18 protein-coding genes and 1 pseudogene are annotated in these 18,931 nt (G+C 68.8%); 10 read left to right on the top strand and 9 right to left on the bottom strand.

Going from position 1 to position 18,931, the window contains the following annotated elements:
• Positions 1-66 precede the first annotated feature (66 nt).
• Both GGR88_RS06220 and GGR88_RS06215 read left to right on the top strand, forming a co-directional pair.
• Positions 67-528: a hypothetical protein gene (locus tag GGR88_RS06220; RefSeq protein ID WP_167953705.1), complete on the top strand. Its 462-nt coding sequence runs from the start codon at positions 67-69 to the stop codon at positions 526-528.
• Entirely contained in the window at positions 494-991 is a 498-nt protein-coding gene (locus tag GGR88_RS06215) for a DUF3429 domain-containing protein (RefSeq protein WP_342449731.1), read from the top strand. The genes GGR88_RS06220 and GGR88_RS06215 overlap by 35 nt, the downstream gene beginning before the upstream one ends.
• A gap of 6 nt (positions 992-997) precedes the next feature.
• Here the strand turns inward: GGR88_RS06215 and hemA are convergent, their stop codons facing one another.
• Positions 998-2,212 carry a 5-aminolevulinate synthase gene (hemA, locus tag GGR88_RS06210; protein WP_167953703.1) on the bottom strand — a complete coding sequence of 405 codons (1,215 nt, stop codon included), beginning with the start codon at positions 2,210-2,212 and terminating at the stop codon, positions 998-1,000.
• Between the two features lie 79 nt (positions 2,213-2,291).
• Positions 2,292-3,089: a glutamate racemase gene (gene murI, locus GGR88_RS06205; RefSeq protein ID WP_167953702.1), complete on the bottom strand. Its 798-nt coding sequence runs from the start codon at positions 3,087-3,089 to the stop codon at positions 2,292-2,294.
• A gap of 112 nt (positions 3,090-3,201) precedes the next feature.
• Here murI and plsY point away from each other — a divergent pair, with 112 nt between their 5' ends.
• Positions 3,202-3,801, top strand: coding sequence for a glycerol-3-phosphate 1-O-acyltransferase PlsY (gene plsY / locus GGR88_RS06200; protein WP_209023199.1), 600 nt, complete (start codon positions 3,202-3,204; stop codon positions 3,799-3,801).
• A gap of 13 nt (positions 3,802-3,814) precedes the next feature.
• Positions 3,815-4,902, top strand: a pseudogene (gene dprA, locus GGR88_RS06195) (DNA-processing protein DprA).
• Here the strand turns inward: dprA and GGR88_RS06190 are convergent.
• Complete coding sequence (locus tag GGR88_RS06190; protein ID WP_167953701.1) at positions 4,899-5,498, bottom strand: hypothetical protein; 600 nt, start codon at positions 5,496-5,498, stop codon at positions 4,899-4,901. The pseudogene dprA and the gene GGR88_RS06190 sit on opposite strands and share 4 nt — an antisense overlap.
• Before the next feature lie 79 nt (positions 5,499-5,577).
• Between GGR88_RS06190 and topA the strand changes: the two genes are divergently transcribed.
• The gene (gene topA, locus GGR88_RS06185) at positions 5,578-8,184 is read left to right on the top strand and encodes a type I DNA topoisomerase (protein ID WP_167953700.1); all 2,607 of its coding nucleotides are present in this window, start codon (positions 5,578-5,580) and stop codon (positions 8,182-8,184) included.
• Positions 8,185-8,205: 21 nt separating this feature from the next.
• On the opposite strand, the gene GGR88_RS06180 is transcribed toward topA, so the two are convergent.
• The 4 genes from GGR88_RS06180 to GGR88_RS06165 are packed head-to-tail and all read right to left on the bottom strand — an operon-like array spanning position 8,206 to position 11,552.
• Positions 8,206-8,511 carry a hypothetical protein gene (locus GGR88_RS06180; protein WP_167953699.1) on the bottom strand — a complete coding sequence of 102 codons (306 nt, stop codon included), beginning with the start codon at positions 8,509-8,511 and terminating at the stop codon, positions 8,206-8,208.
• Entirely contained in the window at positions 8,499-9,251 is a 753-nt protein-coding gene (locus GGR88_RS06175) for a HesA/MoeB/ThiF family protein (RefSeq protein WP_167953698.1), read from the bottom strand. Before GGR88_RS06175 ends, GGR88_RS06180 begins: the two co-directional genes overlap by 13 nt.
• Positions 9,248-9,688, bottom strand: coding sequence for a dUTP diphosphatase (dut, locus tag GGR88_RS06170; RefSeq protein ID WP_425338465.1), 441 nt, complete (start codon positions 9,686-9,688; stop codon positions 9,248-9,250). The genes GGR88_RS06175 and dut overlap by 4 nt, the downstream gene beginning before the upstream one ends.
• A gap of 37 nt (positions 9,689-9,725) precedes the next feature.
• Positions 9,726-11,552, bottom strand: coding sequence for a DUF885 domain-containing protein (locus tag GGR88_RS06165; protein WP_167953696.1), 1,827 nt, complete (start codon positions 11,550-11,552; stop codon positions 9,726-9,728).
• A gap of 201 nt (positions 11,553-11,753) precedes the next feature.
• On the opposite strand from GGR88_RS06165, the gene GGR88_RS06160 reads away from it, so the two are divergent.
• Together GGR88_RS06160 and GGR88_RS06155 are read left to right on the top strand one after the other, a co-directional pair.
• Positions 11,754-12,950 (top strand): acyl-CoA dehydrogenase family protein, encoded by a 1,197-nt coding sequence (locus GGR88_RS06160; protein ID WP_167953695.1) that lies wholly within the window; start codon positions 11,754-11,756, stop codon positions 12,948-12,950.
• A 2-nt stretch (positions 12,951-12,952) separates the two neighbouring features.
• A complete protein-coding gene (locus tag GGR88_RS06155) occupies positions 12,953-14,077 on the top strand; it encodes an acyl-CoA dehydrogenase family protein (RefSeq protein WP_167953694.1) in 1,125 nt (374 codons plus the stop codon).
• Positions 14,078-14,122: 45 nt separating this feature from the next.
• Here GGR88_RS06155 and GGR88_RS06150 read toward each other — a convergent pair whose 3' ends face one another.
• A complete protein-coding gene (locus GGR88_RS06150; RefSeq protein ID WP_245196453.1) occupies positions 14,123-14,641 on the bottom strand; it encodes a DUF1440 domain-containing protein in 519 nt (172 codons plus the stop codon).
• 111 nt (positions 14,642-14,752) lie between these two features.
• Here GGR88_RS06150 and otsB point away from each other — a divergent pair, with 111 nt between their 5' ends.
• The 3 genes from otsB to GGR88_RS06135 are packed head-to-tail and all read left to right on the top strand — an operon-like array spanning position 14,753 to position 18,671.
• Positions 14,753-15,496, top strand: a complete 744-nt coding sequence (gene otsB, locus GGR88_RS06145) for a trehalose-phosphatase (protein WP_167953693.1) — start codon at positions 14,753-14,755, stop codon at positions 15,494-15,496.
• Positions 15,493-17,289, top strand: a complete 1,797-nt coding sequence (locus tag GGR88_RS06140) for a glycoside hydrolase family 15 protein (protein ID WP_167953692.1) — start codon at positions 15,493-15,495, stop codon at positions 17,287-17,289. The genes otsB and GGR88_RS06140 overlap by 4 nt, the downstream gene beginning before the upstream one ends.
• Positions 17,286-18,671 carry an alpha,alpha-trehalose-phosphate synthase (UDP-forming) gene (locus GGR88_RS06135; RefSeq protein ID WP_167953691.1) on the top strand — a complete coding sequence of 462 codons (1,386 nt, stop codon included), beginning with the start codon at positions 17,286-17,288 and terminating at the stop codon, positions 18,669-18,671. The genes GGR88_RS06140 and GGR88_RS06135 overlap by 4 nt, the downstream gene beginning before the upstream one ends.
• Here GGR88_RS06135 and GGR88_RS06130 read toward each other — a convergent pair.
• A complete protein-coding gene (locus GGR88_RS06130) occupies positions 18,668-18,826 on the bottom strand; it encodes a hypothetical protein (protein WP_167953690.1) in 159 nt (52 codons plus the stop codon). The two genes, GGR88_RS06135 and GGR88_RS06130, sit on opposite strands and share 4 nt — an antisense overlap.
• Between the last annotated feature and the right edge of the window lie 105 nt (positions 18,827-18,931).

Raw genomic sequence — 18,931 nt, 5'->3', positions numbered from 1 at the left:
GCCTGATTGCCACCGCTTGCAGGGGAGCGCTTGGCGCAGCGCGCCTGCGGATGCTAGGCCTTAACCATGATCAAGCCGATAGCCACCGCAATGCTCCTGCTGCTCGCTGCTTGCTCGGGCTCCAGCGATCCCAATGCGACTGCCGACGCGGACACGCTGCCACCCGCAAACGCGCTGCCGCCCCCCGATATCGAGGAGGTTCCGCCCTCCGAGACGGAGCTGGTCGGCGGATCGGGGGAGCGCGCCCGGCCGACGGACGACTGGGTCGGACGCTGGGTCGGCGTTGAAGGGCTGGTGCTCAACGTCGCCGCTCGTCCGGACGGCGACTATGATCTGGCGATGACCTGGTCGCTCGACGACAGCGGCACCTTTGTCGGCCGCCCCGACGGCGACTCGATCGTTTTCGAGCGCGGTGGCGAGACCCGCCGGCTGCGGGCGGGGACCGGCGCCGACACGGGGCTGAAGTGGCTCGCGGACAAGCGCGACTGCCTTTATGTGGAGCCCGGGGAGGGCTACTGCCGGGACTGATATGGCGACCACCGCATCCCTGGCGATTCCGCGCCCCGCTCTGCTGCTCGGCTTTGCTGGGCTTCTTCCACCGCTCACAGCCCTCTGGGCGATGATGATGTTGGACGACCCGGCATCATCGGAGGCGATGTTCACCGCGATCTTCGCCTACACCACGCTGATCTTCTCGTTCATCGGAGGCGTCTGGTGGGGCTTCTCGTCGGCGGATGGCCGCCGGCCGGGGTGGGCCGATCTGACGCTCGCCGTGTTCCCGTCGCTCGCCGCCTTCCTGACGCTGCCGCTCGTCGCCCAGACAGGTCCTGACGGCGCCGTGCTGCTGGCGCTGCTTGTGCTCGTGTCGCCGGTCATCGATCTGCGTTTCCGCCGGCGTGGCCTTGCACCGACATGGTGGATGCGCTTGCGCATGCCGCTATCGATCGGGCTGTCGACCCTGCTGGGCGCCGCCGTCTGGCTCGTTCGCTAGGGGCCTTCAGGCCGCCAGCCGAAGCTCCAGCCGGTCCCAGATCTCCACCAGCGCGTCGGCCAGTTCGCGCATCATCTCTTCGCTGTGCGACGGTCCGGGCGTGAAGCGCAGCCGTTCGGTGCCGCGCGGCACCGTGGGATAGTTGATGGGCTGAACGTAGCAGCCATATTCCGCCAGCAGCACGTCGCTGATGCGCTTGGCCTTCACCGGATCGCCCACCATCAGCGGCACGATGTGCGTCGCGCTGTTCATTACCGGCAGGCCGGCGTCTGCGAACACTTCCTTCAGCCGCTGTGCGTTACGCTGCTGCGCCTCGCGCTCCACCGACGACCGCTTCAGGTGCCGGACGCTGGCGAGCGCGCCGGCGACCAGCACCGGCGACAGCGACGTCGTGAAGATGAAGCCGGGGGCATAGCTGCGGATCACGTCAACGATCGTGCGATCGGCGGCGATGTACCCGCCCATCACGCCGAATGCCTTGCCGAGCGTGCCTTCGATGATGGTCACGCGATCGGCCACCGCGTCACGCTCTGAAATGCCGCCGCCGCGGGCGCCGTACATGCCGACCGCATGGACCTCGTCCAGGTAGGTCAGGGCACCATATTTGTCGGCGAGGTCGCAGATCTCGGCGATGGGCGCGACATCGCCGTCCATCGAATAAACGCTCTCGAACGCGATCAGCTTGGCGGCCTCGGGCGGAGCAGCCGACAGCAGCCGCTCCAGATCCTCAAGGTCGTTGTGCTTCCACACCCGCTTCTCGCAGCCGGAATTGCGGATGCCGGCGATCATCGAAGCGTGGTTGAGCTCGTCCGAGAAGATGATGCAGTCCGGCAGGACCTTGGCCAGCGTGGAGAGCGTCGCCTCGTTCGACACATAGCCGGACGTGAACAGCAGCGCCGCCTGCTTGCCGTGCAGATCGGCCAGTTCGGCTTCCAGGTCGACATGGTAGTGCGTGTTGCCGCCGATGTTGCGCGTGCCGCCCGATCCGGCACCGACGTCGTGCAGCGCTTCTTCCATCGCCGCGATCACGTCGGGATGCTGGCCCATGGTCAGGTAGTCGTTCGAGCACCAGACCGTGATCGGCTTCGGCCCATTGTGACCGGCAAAGCAGCGCGCGTTCGGGTAGGCGCCCTTGTTGCGCAGGATATCGATGAAGACACGGTACCGGCCTTCCTCGTGCAGCCGGTCGATCGCATCGGAAAAGATTCGGGCGTAGTCCAACAGGCTCACTCTTGTGCCGGGTGCCCGCGATCTAGGCCCGGATGGTGCGAAACGCCAGTGCAAACGGCTCTCAACGGGCTCAGAGCAACTCGGGCGCACCCAGGCCGAACCGGGCGAGCGCCGGTGCAAGGGCCCGTTCTTCGTCTCCCACCCGGGTGAACACGGCGGCGCCCTGCGCGGATGCAACCGGCCATCCCTGGCCTTGCGTCAGGTGGGCGATGCGCCGGGCGATCCCGTCGCCGCCGTCGACCAGCATCAGCGGCCGCGGCGCCGCGGCGGCGAGCGCGGCGTCCAGCAGCCGGAAATGCGTGCAGGCGAGAACCACCGCATCCATCCGATCTCCGCCGGGCTGATCCAGCAGACCAGCGAGGATCTCCCGCAGCGCGTGGGCAGGAGGCGCATCGCCGCGCAGCGCTGCTTCGGCCAGTGCCACCAGCCGGGCGGAGCCGTGCCGAAGGATCGTGCAATCGGCCGCGAACTCGGTCGCGAGCCGGTCGACATAGGGCTGGCGCACGGTGGCGTCGGTGCCGAGCACGCCGATAACCCGTGTTCGGGACAGCGCCGCGGCCGGCTTGATCGCCGGAACGGTGCCCACCACGGGCAGGTCGAGCGCCGCGCGCACCGCATCCAGCGCAATCGTGGAGGCCGTATTGCAAGCGATCACCGCCAGGCGCGGTCGATAGCGTTCCACCAGCCGGCCGAGCAGCGCGGGCACGCGCGCGGCAATCTCCGCCTCCGTACGGGTGCCGTACGGAAATCCGGCGCTGTCGGCGGCGTAGACGATGGGCGCATGCGGCAACAGCCGGCGCGTCGGCGCCAGCACGGAGAGCCCGCCCACGCCCGAATCGAAGAACAGCACCGGTTGATCGTCACGCAAGGCCGATGCGCTCCTTGTTGCTTGCCCGGCGGGCAGGGGGCGCCGTCAACTAGACTGTTGCACCAGAGCGATAAACCGATCATTTCGCCTCGGTGAAAGGGTGGACCGGGGCTTGATCGAGATCATCTGGCAGGCGCCGGCGCTCGCGCTGCTGCTGTCCTACCTTTTGGGATCGGTCCCGTTCGGCCTCGTCCTGACCCGGCTCGCGGGGACGCAGGATCTCCGGACGGTCGGTTCCGGCAACATCGGCGCCACCAACGTGCTCCGCACCGGCCGCAAGTCACTGGCCGCTGCAACGCTCGCACTCGACGCTCTGAAGGGCGCGGGCGGCGTCTGGCTGGCAGCGGCGATCGCGGGTCAGCCGCTGCTCGGTGCCGTGGGCGCCTTCCTGGGGCATCTCTACCCCGTCTGGCTGCGCTTCCGCGGCGGAAAGGGCGTGGCGACGCTGCTGGGCGTGCTGGCGGCGCTCAGCTGGCCGGTGGCGCTCGTCTGCGCTGCCACCTGGATCGCGGCGCTGCTCCTGTCGCGCTACTCGTCGGTTGGCGGCATGAGCGTGGCGGTGATCGCTCCCGTCGCGCTGGCGGCTGCCAACCGGTTCGATCTCGCGACGCTGTTCCTCGGCCTCGGCCTCCTCGTGCTGTGGAAGCACCGCGGCAATCTCGCGCGGCTCGTCGCCGGAACCGAACCGAAGATCGGGCGGCGCGCCCAGTGATCTTCCGCCGCGGATGACGCTGTCGGCGGAGCGGCGTGCGCGCATCCGGCTGGCACGCTCGGCCAATGTGGGGCCGGTCAGCTTTCGGATGCTCATCGACCGTTTCGGCAGCGCCCTTGCCGCGCTCGAGGCGGTACCTGCGATCGCAGCGCGAGGCGGCGGCCGTGCGCCCCGCATCGCCGATGATCGCTTGATCGATGCCGAACTGCGCGCGACTGCGGCGCTTGGCGGACGCTATCTGATCCTTGGCGATCATGATTATCCCGCCGCGCTCGCCGCGAGCGAAGGGGCACCCGCCGTGCTCACGCTTCGCGGCGATGCCGCCTTGCTGGAGCGGCGCGCGGTCGCGATGGTGGGGGCGCGCAACGCGTCGGCCGCGGCCTGCCGCTTCGCACGCGGCCTCGCCCGCGACCTTGCGGATGCGGGGGTGGCGGTCGTGTCCGGCCTCGCGCGGGGCATCGACACCGCCGCGCACCAGGGGGCACTGGACGGCGGCACGATTGCGGTGATCGCAGGGGGCGCAGACATCGTCTATCCGCCGGAAAACGCCGCGCTGCAGGAGGAGATCGCCGCGCGCGGCCTGCTGATCGCGGAGATGCCGCCGGGGACCGAGCCGCGTGCCCGGCACTTTCCACACCGCAACCGCATCATCGCCGGCCTTGCAGCGGGAACGGTGGTGGTGGAGGCCGCGCCTCGGTCGGGATCGCTGATCACCGCGCGACTGGCGGCGGAGGCGGGGCGCGAGGTGATGGCCGTTCCCGGAAGCCCGCTCGATCCGCGTGCGCAGGGCTGCAACGGCCTCATCCGTGATGGCGCGACGCTGATCCAGTCGGCAGCCGACATCCTGGAAACGCTGGCGCCGATCGGCGAGGGGCTGGTGGCGTCACCCAACGAGACTTTCCACAGCGCTGCCCTGGTCGACGACGCAGCCGATGCCGACCGGGTGGCGATCACCGACCTGCTTGGCCCCGTCGCCGTGCCGGTCGACGAGCTGATCCGGCTGTCGGGGCTGCCCAGCGCCTCTTCCAAACCGTGCTGCTGGAGCTGGAACTTGCCGGGCGGCTCGACCGCCACGCGGGCGGCCGCGTCAGCCTGATCTAGCGCCAGCTCTCGTCAAGCGGCCGGCCCTGGTCCGTCAGCGAACCGGACGGCAGGCCGTTCTCCCGCCGCGCGCGCGCGACCTCGGCGGGCTCCAGGTCGGCGAAGGCGGAGCGCGCTTCTGCGGCATAAGCGGCGCGCTGTTCCGCGACCAGGCGGCGCCAGGCGGCCTCGTCCATGCCCTCGGGTCGGTCCGGATGAAGCGGCAGGCGCGCTTCAAACGCGATCGCACGGGTTGCGACATCTTGCCAGATCGCGGGATCCGCTGCGATCCACGCGTTCACGGTCGGCCCAAGCGTCGCGTTCAACGATGCGCGGAGCGCCGCGGCGCCGCTGCCCGCCCCGTCTGCGCGGGCCCAAGGCCGGCTGCGGATCTGGAACATGTAGAACCAGAAGGTTGCGCGCAGCCGGTTCCCCCGTTCGAATTCGCGCGCGGCGACGATCGCCCACTGGAAGGGGTCGGCCTGATCCGGATGAGCTTCGATCGCGGCGATGGTCTGGCCGATCTCCTCGGCCGACATGCCCTCCTCGAAGCCAAGCGTCGGCGGGGGCGCGGCAGCGATGGCGTCGCCGGACGTGGCGATCAGCAGCAGTGCCATGGCTGCGACACCTGCTTGACGACGCATCTGCCCCATCCCCACTCTCGCGCGTACACGTAAGGACATCGAAACTCCGCCCATGCAGCTCGTCATCGTTGAATCTCCCGCCAAGGCCAAGACCATCGAGGGGTATCTCGGCAAGGATTTCAGGGTCCTCGCCTCCTACGGCCATATCCGCGACCTGCCGCCCAAGGATGGATCGGTGGATCCGGATGACGGCTTTGCGATGCAGTGGGAGAACTACGCCGACAAGGGCAAGCAGCTGAAGGCCATCGCCGACGAGGCGAAGAAGGCCGACCGGCTGATCCTCGCGACCGACCCGGACCGGGAGGGCGAGGCGATCAGCTGGCACGTGCAGGAAGTGCTGCGCCAGAAAAAGGCGCTGCCGCAGGATGTTCAGCGCGTGACCTTCAACGCCATCACAAAGCCTGCGGTGACAAGCGCGATGGCGCGGCCACGCCAGCTCGACACCGATCTGATTGATGCCTACCGGGCGCGGCGCGCGCTCGACTATCTCGTCGGCTTCACCCTGTCGCCCGTGTTGTGGCGCAAGCTGCCGGGCGCCAAGTCGGCCGGACGCGTGCAGTCCGTCGCGCTGCGATTGGTGGTGGAGCGCGAGCGCGAGATCGAAAGCTTCGTGCCGCGCGAATACTGGTCGATCACGGCCGACATGGAGCATGACGGCCAGACCTTCCAGGCGCGGCTCGTCCGCTTCGACGGCGACAAGATCGAGCGGCTGACGATCGGCGACGGGGACACGGCTGCCCGCGCCAGGGCTGCGGTCGAAGCCGGCCGCTTCACCGTGTCCTCGGTGGAAACAAAGCCCGCGACGCGCAACCCGGCACCGCCGTTCACCACCTCCACGCTCCAGCAGGAAGCCGCGCGCAAGCTGGGCTTTTCCGCCAGCCATACGATGCGCGTGGCGCAGACGCTCTACGAGGCGGGCGCGATCACCTATATGCGCACTGATGGCGTGCAGATGGACGGTGACGCCATCTCCGCCGCGCGCGGCGCGATCGCGCGGCGCTACGACGCCGGCTATGTTCCCGACAAGCCGCGCCAGTATCAGACCAAGGCCAAGAACGCGCAGGAAGCGCACGAAGCGATCCGGCCTACGGACTTCGGCAAGGATCGGCACGGCGCCGGCGACGAGGCGCGCCTGTATGATCTCATCTGGCGTCGCGCGCTCGCCAGTCAGATGGCATCCGCGCGGCTGGTGCGCACCGCCGTGGAGCTGGTCGACGGCACCGGCCGCCATGCGCTTCGTGCCACCGGTCAGGTTGTGCTCTTCCCCGGATATCTCGCGCTCTACGAGGAGGGCCGCGACGACGACGGTGACGAGGACAGTCGCCGTCTCCCGCGGCTGGCTGAGGGCGATGCGCCCGCGAAGACCGGCGTGTCCGCCGAACAGCATTTCACGCAGCCGCCACCGCGCTATTCGGAGGCGAGCCTGGTCAAGCGCATGGAGGAGCTGGGGATCGGGCGCCCGTCCACCTATGCATCGATCCTCCAGGTGCTGAAGGACCGCGCCTATGTGCGGGTCGATAAGAACCGGTTCCTGCCGGAGGAGAGCGGCCGGCTGCTGATCGCCTTCCTTGAGCGCTTCTTCGCTCGCTACGTCAGTTATGACTTCACGGCCGGGCTGGAGGAGGAACTGGACGACGTGTCCGGCGGCCGGGCGCAGTGGCAGGCGGTGCTCGATGCCTTCTGGCGCGACTTCAAGCCCAAGACCGCCGAGGTCATGGAGCAGAAGCCGTCCGAGATCACCGCCGCGCTGGACGAGTTCCTGTCGGACTTCCTCTTCCCGCCAAAGGCGGATGGCAGCGATGCGCGCCTGTGCCCCAATTGCGGTGAAGGGCGCCTGGCGCTGCGCGGCGGACGCTTCGGTGCGTTTGTCGCCTGCTCCAACTATCCCGACTGCAAGTTCACCCGCCGCTTCGCGCAGGGCGGGAGCGAGGATGCGGGCGGCGATGCCGGGCCCGAGGTGCTGGGCCGCGACCCGGACACCGACCTGGAGGTCAGCCGCCGCTCCGGTCGGTTCGGTCCCTATCTTCAGCTCGGTGAGGGCAAGGATGCCAAGCGCGCGTCGATCCCGAAGGATGCGCCCGACGTCGACCTTGAATTTGCGCTGAAGCTTCTGGCGCTGCCCCGGACCGTCGGTGCCCACCCGGAGACGGGAGAGCCGATCACGGCGTCGATCGGGCGATACGGACCTTATCTGCTGCATGCGGGAAAATATGCCCGCCTGGCCTCGACGGTGGAGGTGTTCGAGACGGGCATGAACGCCGCCGTGGTCAAGCTTGCAGAGGCGGCGGCGGGCGGCGGCCGGCCACAGCGCGGCGCCGCGCGGGAGCCGCTTCGCCAGCTCGGCAAGCATCCGCGGACGGAGCTCGAGCTGCGGCTGATGGAGGGCCGCTACGGCCCCTATGTCACCGACGGCACCACCAACGCGACGCTGCCGAAGGACATCGCGCCGGAGCAGCTGACGCTTGAGGAAGCCGCGCAACTGATCGACGCGCGCGCCGCCGCCGCGCCCGCCAAGAAGGGGCGGAAGGCGCCTGCGAAGAAGGCGGCTGCCAAGAAGGCGGAACCCGCTAAGTCGGGGGACAAGGCGTCGGCGAAGAAGCCGGTCGCTAAGAAGACCGCCGCCGGGAAGACGGCGACGAAGAAGACAAGCAAGGCCTGATTTCAGCGCTGGTGGTGGCGATCAGACCACCACCAGCCGTCCGTTCCCGAGTCCGGCAAACAGGCCCACCAGCCCGCCGCTGTCGAGCCGCGGATCAAGGTCCGACAGGTCGAGCGCTGCCGCCGCCAGCCCCGTCTGGCAGAGGATCACGCGCGCGCCGAGCGCCTGCGCGTCCGCGAACAGCGTGCCCGTCGCCAGTGGAACAGCGCCTTCGTGCAGGTAGATCGTCGTTTCCGCGCCCAGCGCCGCCGCCGCCGCCGCCATCGCCGCCGCGCCCGCCGCCCGGTCCGGATCCGGGCCGAGCACCACCAGCGTCAGCGGCTGCATGAGGGGCAGCCCGGATCCTTCGCGATCCGCACCGTGCGAAAGCGCAATGCGAGGAGATCGATGAGCAACAGGTCGCCTGCCACATCGCGGCCGAAGCCCGTCAACGCGCGCAGCACCTCCGTTGCTGCAAGGCTGCCGACCACGGCGGTGGCCGCGCCCATCACGCCTTGTTCGGCGCAGCTTGCTTCCTCCCGCTCCGGATCATCGCCGACGAAGCAGCGGTAGCAGGGCTGGTCCGGCTCCCACCCGCGATATGTCGCGACCTGCCCCTCGAACTGTCCGACCGCCGCCGAGACCAGCGGAACCTCCGCCGCCAGCGCCGCCTCGGCCACCAGCAGGCGGGTCGCGAAGTTGTCGCACCCGTCCAGGATGACGTCGGCGCCGGCAAGCATCTGCGCGGCGTTGCCGGCCGACAGGCGCTGCACATGGGCGCTGATCGCAACGTCCGGATTGAGGCGGGCGACAGCGTCCGCCGCCGCGATCGCCTTGGGTCTGCCGACATCGCCGGTGCTGAACAGCGTCTGGCGCTGCAGGTTCGACAGGGCGACATGGTCGTCGTCGATGATGGTGAGGCCTCCGACCCCGGCGGCCGCAAGCGCTTGGATCGCCGGGCACCCGATGCCGCCGGCGCCCAGCACCGCCACATGCGCGCCGAGCAGCCGCTGCTGTCCGACGCCGCCGACCTCCTTCAACACGAGGTGGCGGGCATAGCGGTCGATCTGCGCGTCGCTGAGCGTCATCGCCCGGTCGAGCCGAAGCCTCCCACGCCCCGATCCGTGTCGTCGAGCGCGTCAACCTCGTCGAACACGGCCTGTGTCACGACGGCAGGGACAAGCTGGGCGATCCGCTCGCCCCGGGTCACCTCGAAGGGATCAGACCCGAGGTTAGCCAGGATGACCTTCACCTCGCCGCGATAGTCCGCGTCGATCGTGCCCGGTGTGTTGAGGCAGGTGATGCCGTGCTTCAGCGCCAGCCCCGATCGCGGCCGTACCTGAACCTCGTGCCCGGGAGGAATGGCGATCGCGAAGCCGGTCGCCACCGCATGGCGTGCCCCGGGGGCGAGCGTCAGGCTTTCCGCCGCGCAGATGTCCAGACCGGCGGCATGGGCGGTGGCGTAGGCGGGCAGGGGCAGCCCCTCGCCATGGGGCAGGCGGCTAAGCTGGATGCGGATCGTCATGGGGTTGCCCATCGCCAATCGCCGCGCCGCCGTCCAGTCACGCCTGCTCGCGCACCACTCGCTCCAGCACGGCCAGGGGCATCGCACCCAGCAGCAGCACCTGGTGGAAGCGCTTCGGGTCGAATGCATCGCCGCGCCGCTGGCGTTCCTCGTCGCGCAGCCGCGTCCAGACGGTGTGCCCGATCTTGTAGCTCGTCGCCTGCCCGGGCCAGACGGTGTAGCGGTCGATCTCGCCCTGGCTGCGTCCGCGCGCGATGCCTGTGGTGGCGATCAGGTAATCGGTCGCCCGCTCGCGCGACCAGCGCTTGTGATGGAGGCCTGTGTCGACCACCAGCCGGGTCGCGCGGAACAGCAGCGACTGGAGGTAGCCCACCCGTCCGAGCGGATCGCCCTCGAACATGCCGATCTCGTCGGCCAGCTGCTCTGAATAAAGGGCCCAGCCTTCCGAATAGGCGGAAAAGCCGCCGCGCCGGCGCAGCATGGGGATGTCGTCCGATTCCTGCGCAAGGCTGACCTGCAGGTGGTGACCCGGCGTCGCCTCGTGATGGGTAAGCGTCGCCAGCCCGAACTTCGGCCGGTCGAACGTATCGCGCAGGTTGATGTAGTAGATGCCCGGCCGCGTCCCATCGAGCGACGCTGCCTGATAATATCCGCCGGGCGCCCCGGCCTGGATGTGCGCCGGCACGCGCCGCACCTCGACAGGCGCCTGCGGCAGCGTCCCGAACAGCTCTGGCAGGCGCCGGTTCATCGCGAGCACCTGCGCGTTCAGCTGCGCCAGCAGCTCGGCACGGCCGGCATCGGTGTTGGCGAAAAGCTGGTCGGGTCGCTCGTTGAGCGCCACCAGCCGCGCGCCGACCGTGCCTCCCGTCATTCCCTGTTCGCGCAGGATGCTGTCGATCCGCGCCTCGATCTCGGCGACCTGCTCAAGCCCGATGCGGTGGACATCGTCGGCCGAATAGTCGGTGGTGGTCGCCGCCTTGATTGCGTCCGCATAATAGTCGGCGCCCTGCGGCAGCCGCCACACGCCGGCATCATGCGTCGCCCGTCCGCGCAGCTCCGTCACCAGCGCGATCTGCCGGTCGAGCGCCGGATGGATCGCCTGCTCCACGATGGTCGCGGCGCGGGCGGCGGCTGAGGGCGGCAGGTTCGCCGCGGAAAGCTTGGCGGCAAGCGCGGTGACGAGGACCGTCTCGGCCGCCGGGCGATCACGCAGGTTGCGGAGCTGCACCAGCGTCGTGTCCAGGATGTAGTCGGGCGCGAAGATGCCTGCGGCAGCGTCCGCTCGCTGTCGCTCCAGTTCCTGGTCGAAGGCGACCGGCATGGCTTCCAGCCGCGCCAGATAGGCGTCGGCGTCGCTGGCATCGCGGACCGGGTGCTGGCTTTCCATGAAGTCGGGCAGGTCGCGGTAGGCGCCCGACAGCTGGCTGAGCACATAAGGCGAGTATCGGCCGCCCGCGGATCCGAATGTGTAGCGTTGGCCCGCCACGCTGCGCTCCAGCTGGTAGGCGACGACGTCGTGATCGATGCGGCCGGCCGGGCTCAGCGCGTCCCGGTTGATGGTGCGGAGCTGCTGCAGCTCGGCCGTCGTTCGCCGATCCTCCACCGCCTTCGCGCTGGCGGACCGATCGTCGAGCTGTCGGCGCATCGCGGCAGCCGGGCCGACATCGGTGCCGAGCCGCGTCATCGCCTCCGGGCTGTCGGCCACGCGCTGTTCAAAGAAGCGGTCGAGCATCTGGCGCAGCCGCTGGTCTTCGGCGGTGCGGCCGACAGCAGGTGGGGCAGGGGTCTGCGACGATGCGCGCGCCGGCAGCAGCATGCCCGCCGTTGCGAGCGCGGTTCCGCTCATGAATGCGCGACGGTCCATGCGACTCCCCTTTTTCTTGCCCGCCGCCGTCCTGCCGCCTTTTGCGCCCGCGATCCACCCGCATCCGGCGAGTCGGCTGTGGGTGCCTGCGCGCTTGCCGCTACGTCGTCCACGGCCGGCGCGAAGTCTCGCGACAGGCGCCGCGCCGCCCGCTAATCTGCGCAAAAGCGGCCGCGACACGACCGGCCGGCAGGAGGCGAGATGAACCTGAACGACACAGCGGAGCAGGCCGCGTTCCGTTTGGAAGTGCAGCAATTCCTGCGGGACAAGCTGCCGCGGCGACTGGCGGACAAGGTCCGCACCGGACGGCGGCTCGGCAAGGCCGACATGGAGGAATGGCACGCGATCCTGAACGAGCGCGGCTGGCTTGCCACGCACTGGCCGCGCGAATGGGGCGGTACCGGGTGGGACGTGGTGGAGCGCCACATCTTCGAGGAGGAAGCGGCACTGGCCTACGCGCCCCGCATCCTGCCCTTTGGCATCAACATGCTGGGACCGGTGCTGCTGAAGTTCGGCACGGACGCCCAGAAGCGGCACTGGCTGCCGCGCATTCTCGACGGCACCGACTGGTGGTGCCAGGGCTATTCGGAGCCGGGGGCGGGATCCGACCTCGCCGGCCTGAAGACGAGCGCAGTGCGCGATGGCGACCATTATGTGGTCAACGGGCAGAAGACCTGGACCACGCTTGCCCAGTATGCCGACATGATCTTCTGCCTCGTGCGGACGGACAACAGTGGCAAGAAGCAGGATGGCATCTCGTTCCTGCTCATCGACATGCGATCGCCCGGCATCGAGGTGCGGCCGATCCGCCTGCTCGATGGCGAAGCCGAGGTGAACGAGGTGTTCTTCACCGACGTCCGCGTGCCGGTTGAGAACCTCGTGGGCGAGGAGAACCAGGGCTGGACGATTGCCAAATATCTGCTGACCTATGAACGAACGAACATCGCCGGCGTGGGCGCGTCGCAGGCTGCGCTCGAGCAGTTGAAGGCGGTCGCCCGCACGCAGCGTCGCGGCGGTCGCGCGCTCATCGATGATCCGCTGTTCGCCGCCCGCCTTGCGCGGGTGGAGATCGATCTCGCGAACATGGCCACCACCAATCTGCGCGTCATCGCGGCGGCGGCCGGCGGCGGGGCGCCGGGTGCCGAAAGCTCGATGCTGAAGATTAAGGGCACCATCATCCGGCAGGAGATCACCGATCTCTACCGGCGTGCGTTCGGCGCGCATGCCCGCCCCTTTGTCGAGGAGGCGCTGGAGGACGGCTGGAACGAGGAGCCGATCGGACCGGACGAGGCCGCGCCCGCCGCTGCGGGCTATTTCAACAACCGCAAGCTGTCGATCTTCGGCGGGTCGAATGAGATCCAGAAGGGCATCATCACCAAAGCGATCCTGGGGCTCTGACGGTGGATTTTCAGCAAAGCGAAGATCGGCGGATGATCGCCGAGACGCTCCGCCGCTTCGTGGCGGACGAGCTGCCGATCGATGCGCGCAACAAGGCCGCCTATGGCGAGCGCGGCCACGATCCCGCGGCCTGGGCAAGGCTGGCCGAGCTCGGCATCGCCGGCGCGCTGTTCCCCGAGGACGCGGGGGGCTTTGGCGGGCATGGCTTCGACATCGCCGTTCTGTTCGAGGAGCTGGGCCGCGGCCTGGTTGTGGAGCCGTTTTTGGGATCGCTGATGGCGGGTCGCGCGCTTGCGGTCACCGGCGATCATGATCGGCTCGCCGCCATCGTCGCGGGTGAGACGATCGTCGCCTTCGCGCATGACGAGGCAGGCGCGGACGAGGTTGCCGACATTGCCGTGCGCGCGGATCGCGCCGGCGACGGCTGGAGGATCGAAGGCACCAAGATCGTGGTGCCGCACGGGGAGGCGGCCGGGCTGCTCCTGGTAACGGCGCGCACCGCGGGCGAGGCGGGTGAGCGGGACGGCGTCTCGCTGTTCCTGGTCGACCCCTCCGACCCCGGGGTCACCCGTCGCGGCTACACCAACATCGACGGCGGACGATCGGCAGACATCGGCTTCGATGCGGCACCCGCAACGCTGGTCGGCGGCGAGGGCGCGGGCGCCGCGGCGATCGAAGCCGCGACCGACGCCGGTCTGCTCGCGCTGTCGGCCGAAGCGCTGGGCGCGATGGAAGTCGTGCGCGATCTAACGCTCGATTACCTCAGGACCCGCCAGCAGTTCGGCGTCGCCATCGGCAAGTTCCAGGCGCTTCAGCACCGCATGGCCGACCTGCTGCTGGAGATCGAGCAGGCCCGGTCGGCGGTGATCAACGCGGCCGCGGCGTTCGACGAGCCCACCAGCTCCGCCCGCAGCCGCGCGCTCGCCGCCGCGAAATACACGGCCGGCCGCATCGGTCGCATGGTGGCGGAGGAAGCGGTGCAGCTTCACGGCGGCATCGGCATGACGTGGGAGCTGCCGCTGTCGCATTATGCGAAGCGACTGGTGATGATCGACCATCAATTGGGGGACGAGGACCACCACCTGGCGCGTTACATCGCGCTCGGCCGCGACGCGCAGGGCTCCTGAGGTCAGCGAGCGTCCTGCCCGCCGACCTTCTCGGAGTCTGACGGATCAGTCGTCGAACAGGTCACGCACGAGCTTGCGGGTGCCTTCCGCTGCGAGGCCGAAAACGATGTGCGACGCCAGGCCGAATGCATGCGTTCCTGCGTCGATCTCGGTCGGCGGTGCCGACAGGCCAACGGCGGGAACCGCGGCTTCGTCGAGCAGAAGCGACGTGCCGAGCCCGAACGCCGTTCCCGCGCCAACGGTGGTCTCGGGCCGGTACTCGGCCGCAATGCCATAGGCGACGCCCAGCAGCGTGCCCGTGACGTAATGGACAGCCGATCCGGCCAGTTCCTTGCTGCTGGGGTCCTGCAATTCCATTCCGCGGGCCGATCGCGACACTGCCTGGGCGGCCTTCACCGTTGCCGGATCCTCGTCGGAGTCCGCAGACGGGTCGAGCCCCAGCTTGCCGGCGATGGCCTGCGCCTGCGACATGGCGAACGACGCCACCAGCCCGGCCGCCAGCCCGGCAAGCGCCCCGGCCAGAAGATTTGGTTTGCGGGTCACGGCGGTCGTGTCGGCCATCATCTACTCTCCTGCGATCGGGTCGAGCAGATAACCGGGGGAACAGGGGCGGGTTCCGGCCGACCAGGCAGCGCGGGGGTGGACGCGCGGGCTCCCGGCCCTAGATGAGCGGCCATGGCCGATCTTCCGACCCCGCCCCGGCTGCCGTCCGACGCCAGCCTGTTCCTCGATTTTGACGGCACCCTTGTCGAGCTCGCCGAGCGACCGGACGGGGTCGTTGTGGACCGGGCGCTGACGGACCTGCTGGACGCGCTCGGCACCCGCTTCGGAAACAGGGTGGCGCTGATCTCCGGCCGATCGGTTGCGCAACTCGACGAGATGCTGGGCGCCGCGGCCGCGCCGCTCGCGATCGCCGGAAGCCACGGGCTGGAGGAGCGTTGGCAGGGCAGTCTGTCGACGCCCGACCGTCCGCAGGCGCTCACCGATGCAGAACATGCCTTCGATGACTTCGCCGCCAATCGATCGGGCGTCCTGGTGGAGCGCAAGTCGCTGGGGGTGGCGCTCCACTTTCGCCTCGCGCCCGATGCGGAGAATGCGGCCGTCGCGCTCGCGTCCCGGCTCGGGGAGGCACCGGGCCTCCACTACCAGCCCGGCAAGATGATGGCAGAGCTTCGCCTGGACGGAGCCGACAAGGGAACGGCCATCACCGCCTTGCTCCAGCGCCCGGAGCTTGCCGGCACCGTGCCGGTGTTCCTGGGCGACGATGTCACGGACGAGCCGGGCTTTGCCGCTGCCGGGGCGGGGGGCGGCTTCGGCGTGCTTGTTGGCGCGGAGCGGCCGACGGCGGCACGATATCGCCTGCCCGACGTTGCTGCGGTGCGGCACTGGCTTGCCCAATCGCTTGAGGAGACAGCATGACCGCAACGCTCGACCTATGGCCGATCGGAAACTGCCAGGTTTCGGCGCTGGTCGACCGGCACGGCCGCTTCGTATGGGGCTGCGCGCCGCGCGTCGACGGCGATCCGTGCTTTTCCTCGCTTCTCGACAGCCGTCCGGTCGCCGGCGAAGGCGCCTACGGTTTCTGGGAGATCGAGCTCGACGGCACGGTCGAGACGACGCAGCACTACCGCCGCAACACGCCGGTGCTCGTCACCCGCCACACGGACGGGGAGGGCAACGCGATCGAGGTCACCGACTTCTGCCCGCGCTTCGACCGCAACGGACGTGCCTACCGGCCGGTCGCCTTCTGCCGGATCGTCAAGCCGGTGGCCGGCAGCCCGCGCATCCGCATCCGGCTGCGCCCGGCGCGCGACTGGGCGGCGGAGCGCGCCAAGACCACGCGCGGATCCAACCATATCCGCTACCTCCTGGGCGATCAGGTGCTGCGCCTCACGACCAGCGCTGCCGTTGGCTGGATCGAGGACGAACGGCTCTTCCGCGTCGAACGGCCGCTGCATTTCTTCCTCGGCCCGGACGAGAGCTTTTCGGACGATGTGCGGGCCGCCACGGAGACGATGCTTGACCGCACCGTCGACAGTTGGCGGCGGTGGGCCCGCGGGCTCGCGACGCCACCCGAATGGCAGGAAGCGGTGATCCGATCCGCCATCACGCTGAAGCTCTGCCAGCATGAGGAAACGGGCGCCATCGTCGCGGCGCTCACCACCTCGATCCCCGAACATGCCGACAGCGGCCGCAACTGGGATTATCGCTACTGCTGGATCCGCGACGCCTACTACACGGTTCAGGCGCTCAACCGCCTTGGTGCGCTCGACGTGCTCGAAGGCTATCTCGAATATCTCCGCAACATCGTCGACAATGCGAAGGGCGGGCACATCCAGCCGCTCTACGGCGTCGGCGGTGAGGCAACCCTGGTGGAGCGTGAGGCAGCCGGGCTCGACGGCTATCGCGGCATGGGGCCGGTGCGTGTCGGCAACCAGGCCTATGAGCAGATCCAGCACGACGCTTACGGCCAGATCGTACTCTCCAACGCGCAGGCGTTCTTCGACCATCGCCTGCTGCGCGTCGCCGGCATAGAGGATTTCCGCGCGCTCGAGGATGTCGGGGAGCGTGCCTGGGCCGTCTATGACAAGCCGGACGCCGGGCTGTGGGAACTGCGCACCAAAAGCCATGTGCACACCTATTCCGCGGCGATGTGCTGGGCGGCGTGCGACCGGCTCGCGAACGCGGCCGATGTTCTCGGACTGGCCGATCGGAGGGCCTTCTGGGCGGAGCGCGCCGCCACCATGCGGCGCGTGATCGAGGAGCAGGCCTGGCGCCCCGACACCGGGCGCATGTCCGCGACCTTTGGCGGAGACGATCTGGACGCCAGCATCATCCAGCTGCTCGACCTCCGCTTCCTGGCCCCGGACGATCCGCGCTTCACCGGCACGCTGGTGGCGGTGGAGCAGGGCCTTCGACGCGGCAGCCACATGCTGCGCTACGCCAGCGAGGATGATTTCGGCCTTCCACACACCGCGTTCAACGTCTGCACTTTCTGGTTGATCGAGGCGCTGCACGCCACCGGCCGCATCGCGGATGCACGTCAGCTGTTCGAGGAGATGCTGGAACGGCGCACCGCAGCCGGGCTGTTGTCGGAGGACATCGATCCGCAAACCGGCGAACTGTGGGGGAACTACCCGCAGACCTACTCGCTGGTCGGATTGATCAACTGCGCCGTCCTGCTCAGCAAACCGTGGAGTGCTGTTCGTTGAGCCGTCTCATCATCGTTTCGAACCGGGTCCAGCCGCCCGCCGACACCGCACCCGCCAACCAGGGCGGCCTCGCCGTCGCGCTGGCCTCCGCGCTTCGCGAACATGACGGCATCTGGTGCGGCTGGTCCGGGGAGACCACCGATGTCTTTACCGGCGACATCCGGATGCAGACCGCTGCCGGCGTGACCACCGCGACGATCGACCTCGAGGAACAGGACGTCGAGGAATATTATAACGGCTTTGCGAACCGGACGTTGTGGCCGCTGCTCCATCACCGCACCGACCTGGCGGAGCATGAGCGCGAGTTCGCCGGCGGATATGAGCGGGTGAACCAGCGGTTCGCCGACATCTTCGCGCCGCTGATCGAGGGCGACGACCTCGTCTGGGTCCACGACTACCACCTGTTCCCGCTCGGGCGCGACCTCCGCCAGCTCGGTGTGCGCAATCGCATCGGCTTCTTCCTGCACACGCCCTGGCCGCCCACCCAGCTGCTGCTGTCGCTCCCCAGCCACCGCACGTTGGTCGAAAGCCTGTTCGATTATGATCTGATCGGCTTCCAGACGGAGGAATGGCTGAACAATTTCGAGCATTACCTCTCGACCGAGCTCGGCCTCGAGCCGAATGCAGACGGCGAATACCGCCTGGGCGAACGCAGCTTCCGCGTCCTCGCCTGTCCGATCGGCATTGATGGTGAGGAATTCGCCGAGCTCTCCCGGTCGCCGGCGGCGCGCTACTCCCGCTATCGCATGAAGCAGAGCGCGACCGGGCGCGACCTCATCGTCGGGGTCGACCGGCTCGACTACTCAAAGGGGCTGGAGGAGCGCTTCCTCGGCTACGAACGCTTCCTCGCCAACAACCCGGAACAGCATAGCGAGGTGTTCCTGCTGCAGATCGCGCCGCCGTCACGCGGCGAGGTGGAAAGCTACCAGGCCATCCGCTCCACCCTCGATGCGCTCTCGGGCCGCATCAACGGCAATTATGCCGACATCGACTGGGTGCCCATCCGCTACGTCAACCAGGGTTATCCCCGTGCGAAGCTCGCGGGCATCTATCGCGCTGCCAAGATCGGCCTGGTGACGCCGCTTCGCGACGGCATGAACCTGGTCGCGAAGGAATATGTGGCCGCGCAGGACCCGGAGGATCCCGGCGTGCTGATCCTGTCCCGCTTCGCCGGGGCGGCCGCGCAGCTGAAGGATGCGGTGCTGGTCAATCCGTACAGCTCCGATGACATCGCCGACGGGATCAGCCAGGCGCTGACGATGCGGCGGGGGGAGCGCACCGCCCGGTGGGAAGCGATGATGCACAACGTCACCACCGAAAATGTCGCCTGGTGGCTGCGGCGCTTCACCGATGCGCTGGAGAAGCGCCCGACCACTCGTTAGCGGTCGTCAACAGGTCGCTTGTCGCTCCCGCGCTTGTGGACCCACGCCGCCCGGTCGTCGTCATGCGCGTGCTCCGGCAGCGGGACCTCGCCTTCTTCATCCGGACCATGGCTCGGCTCGGGCTTGTGCTCGCCATCGCTGCGACGTTCGGTCATTCCGGCTTCTCCTCGCACTCTGAACGCGTCGCCGGTTCCGGTGATCCCGCGCGATCAGTCTCGTCTCGTCGCTGCGCTGCAACAACTCGCCCCGGTTTGCCGCAG

Source organism: Sphingomonas jejuensis (assembly GCF_011927695.1).
In the GTDB taxonomy this organism is placed as follows: domain Bacteria; phylum Pseudomonadota; class Alphaproteobacteria; order Sphingomonadales; family Sphingomonadaceae; genus Sphingomonas_K; species Sphingomonas_K jejuensis.
This window is presented reverse-complemented; position numbering and strand designations above follow the sequence as displayed.

What these genes read in the sequence shown, in the direction of transcription:
- GGR88_RS06190 (WP_167953701.1), bottom strand. Translation starts at nt 5,498, where the DNA reads ATGGCACTGCTGCTGATCGCCACGTCCGGCGACGCCATCGCTGCCGCG.
- GGR88_RS06160 (WP_167953695.1), top strand. Translation starts at nt 11,754, where the DNA reads ATGAACCTGAACGACACAGCGGAGCAGGCCGCGTTCCGTTTGGAAGTG.
- GGR88_RS06140 (WP_167953692.1), top strand. Translation starts at nt 15,493, where the DNA reads ATGACCGCAACGCTCGACCTATGGCCGATCGGAAACTGCCAGGTTTCG.
- GGR88_RS06215 (WP_342449731.1), top strand. Translation starts at nt 494, where the DNA reads ATGTGGAGCCCGGGGAGGGCTACTGCCGGGACTGATATGGCGACCACC.
- otsB (WP_167953693.1), top strand. Translation starts at nt 14,753, where the DNA reads ATGGCCGATCTTCCGACCCCGCCCCGGCTGCCGTCCGACGCCAGCCTG.
- GGR88_RS06165 (WP_167953696.1), bottom strand. Translation starts at nt 11,552, where the DNA reads ATGGACCGTCGCGCATTCATGAGCGGAACCGCGCTCGCAACGGCGGGC.
- GGR88_RS06175 (WP_167953698.1), bottom strand. Translation starts at nt 9,251, where the DNA reads ATGACGCTCAGCGACGCGCAGATCGACCGCTATGCCCGCCACCTCGTG.
- dut (WP_425338465.1), bottom strand. Translation starts at nt 9,688, where the DNA reads ATGACGATCCGCATCCAGCTTAGCCGCCTGCCCCATGGCGAGGGGCTG.
- GGR88_RS06180 (WP_167953699.1), bottom strand. Translation starts at nt 8,511, where the DNA reads ATGCAGCCGCTGACGCTGGTGGTGCTCGGCCCGGATCCGGACCGGGCG.
- topA (WP_167953700.1), top strand. Translation starts at nt 5,578, where the DNA reads ATGCAGCTCGTCATCGTTGAATCTCCCGCCAAGGCCAAGACCATCGAG.
- GGR88_RS06130 (WP_167953690.1), bottom strand. Translation starts at nt 18,826, where the DNA reads ATGACCGAACGTCGCAGCGATGGCGAGCACAAGCCCGAGCCGAGCCAT.
- GGR88_RS06220 (WP_167953705.1), top strand. Translation starts at nt 67, where the DNA reads ATGATCAAGCCGATAGCCACCGCAATGCTCCTGCTGCTCGCTGCTTGC.
- GGR88_RS06150 (WP_245196453.1), bottom strand. Translation starts at nt 14,641, where the DNA reads ATGATGGCCGACACGACCGCCGTGACCCGCAAACCAAATCTTCTGGCC.